The 2,406-nt window shown below is 64.6% G+C and carries 2 protein-coding genes and 1 pseudogene; all 3 read left to right on the top strand.

The window, feature by feature from the left end; all coding sequences use genetic code 11:
• Positions 1-148: 148 nt before the first annotated feature.
• Positions 149-1,036 (top strand): DUF418 domain-containing protein, encoded by an 888-nt coding sequence (locus MU407_RS13845; RefSeq protein WP_246958365.1) that lies wholly within the window; start codon positions 149-151, stop codon positions 1,034-1,036.
• A gap of 4 nt (positions 1,037-1,040) precedes the next feature.
• The gene (locus MU407_RS13850; protein WP_246958367.1) at positions 1,041-1,901 is read left to right on the top strand and encodes a trypsin-like serine protease; all 861 of its coding nucleotides are present in this window, start codon (positions 1,041-1,043) and stop codon (positions 1,899-1,901) included.
• A gap of 47 nt (positions 1,902-1,948) precedes the next feature.
• A pseudogene (locus MU407_RS13855) lies at positions 1,949-2,184 on the top strand (transposase); the annotation flags it as partial.
• Positions 2,185-2,406: the final 222 nt, after the last annotated feature.

The following is a 2,406-nucleotide window of genomic DNA, read 5'->3' on the forward strand; positions in this document are numbered from 1 at the left end:
CAGCCTCGACTACACCAGCCCGGTCGCGTTCGAGAACGCCATCAAACGCGACCAGGCCAAAACCGAAGAACACGCAGATCAAGCCCAAGCAGCTTGATCAACCGTCAACAACTTGCGGGCAAGCCCAGGGGTGCGTAGCGTCCTGGCCATGCAGAACCGGAACGTTGGTATCGACGTTGCGCGGGCCGTGGCGCTCGTCGGCATGATGATCGCCCATCTGACCTACCTCGACGGTCTGGCCGTGCAAGTGTTCTACGGCTTCCCAGCCGCGCTCTTCGCATTCATCTCCGGGGTGTCGATGGGCTACATGCGGGCGCGCCCCGCCCAGTTCATCGTGCGCGGGCTGTGCCTGATTGGCATGCACTTCGCGCTCGCCCCGTTCACCGGGCAAGTGTTTGTGGTACTCGGCACCATCGGACTGTGCATGGCGTTGCTCGCCTGGGCGCCGCGCTGGAGCTCGCCCGTGCTTCTGTGGTTGGCCTGTGTTTTGGCCTTCAGCTCGGCGGTGCTGGCCTCCGGCTCAGTGGTGCTGATTGCCGCATTCTGGCCCTACTCGCCAGTGATGTGGGCGACGCTTATGGTCGCCGGGATACTGTTCCAAAGGCACATGATCACCCCAAGGTGCCTTGTTCTCGGCTTCGTGGTCGGGGCGGGGCTGTTCGTCGCGAATCTTGCGCTGCGTTGGTACGTCCTGCTGCCTGAATTTTTTGACGCCAACGGCCATACCGGAGGCCTTGGCGATGTCGTGGGCAGCATCGGGACGTCGGTGGCTATCTGCTCGGTGTGCTGCTTGTTGCAGCGCTGGATCGGCAGGCTTGCTCCACTAGGTCGCATGCCACTTACCGTGTACTGCGTCCACGCGACCACGGCCGATTGGCTGGCGCCGAAATGGTTCGGCATCTGGGTCAGCCTGGCTGGGGCCATCGTCATCTCTTATGTTTGGCTCGCGATCTTTGCGCGTGGCCCTATCGAAACTCTGCTTCGCCGCATCACCGCGGCCGTAGGAAGGGAAAAGATTGAGAAAATTCGCAGTTAGCGTCGTGACCGGAGTGATCGCAGCAGGAGCGCTCAGCGCTGCGCCTGCTGCTGCACTGCAGAGCACAACCTTCGCGGATGAGACCGAGGAAGCCAAGCCGGTCGTCTCCGTGCGTGTCGATGACTCCGACCCGGATGACGGAGTGTGCACCGGAACCGCGATTGATCCCCACTGGGTAATCACCGCCCGGCACTGCGTCGACGCTGCGGCCAAGCCGGGGGGATCCGTGCGCATCGGCCAGGGGGATCAGCAGCGGGTATACAAGGTCGATCGCCACGAGACCGCCCCTCGTGGAGATATCGCCCTGCTGCACACCGAGCAGGAGATGGAACTCGAGAAATTCGCCGAAGTGGCAGATGAGGTGCCCACCGGGGATGTCAATATTTACGGCTGGTCCTCCGACGGTTCGGGTGGCTCCACCAAACTGCCCTCTGCCCAGGCCGAGATCCGCGGTGAATCGCCGCTGGCACTCTACGAGGCACCCACGGCCCTCGAGGTCGCACTGAAGGACGGCGCACGCATTCAGCCCGGCGATTCCGGAGGCGCGATCTTTGCCGACGGCAAGGTCGCCGCCATCATGTCCGCCGGTCTCTTCGAGGAGCCCGACAACCCGACCGAGGAGAAGATGACCTCCAACGCTGCCGTCGCAGTGGCGCCAGTGGCCGATCAAGTGAACTGGATCCGCGGGATCATCGGCGCAAATGATGCGATGGAGACCGGAGAGGCATCCGAACCAGGCGGCGCTGCGGCCGAGGCGCCCTCCGAAGGCTCTGAGGGGATCTGGGGAACCGTCGGCATCGGTGCGGGCTTCGCCGCTCTCGGCGCAGCCGGCGTGTGGCTGCTGCTGCGCCGCCGGGCCGCCTAGGGCGTGTCTCCTAACCTTGTGGTGATCCTTGGCGTGATGGTGGACGGATGAGCCGACGAAGCATGTTGTCCGACGCCCAGGGGGATTGATCGAGCCGTTGCTCCCGGCTCAGCGCCCCTGGTCAGGCAGGCCCCAGCGCGATCACCGGCAAGCAGTCGAGGGGATCATCTATCGCTACCGGTGCGGGATCGCCTGGCGCGACATGCCCAGCGAATACGGGCCCTGGCAGACGGTCTGGAAGCGCCACCGCGCCTGGGCCGCCGACGGCACCTGGAACCGCGTCCGCGCCACCCCCTGACTTAGGACATCGATTCGGGTTTCGCCGTCGTATGGGGCTGTGACCTGGGGTGTTGCATGTTTGCGGGGGTGTGGTGGGGAACTAACGGGTAGCGTTGCTCTATGGCCTACGTGCGGAAGGTGAGGACGGCTTCGGGCGCGGTGGCCGTGCAGGTGGTGCAGAAGGTCCGGGGGCGTCTCGAGGTACTCGAGCATGTGGGGTCTGCGC

Origin of the sequence: Brachybacterium sp. Marseille-Q7125 (assembly GCF_023062615.1) — a bacterium.
Classification (GTDB): domain Bacteria; phylum Actinomycetota; class Actinomycetes; order Actinomycetales; family Dermabacteraceae; genus Brachybacterium.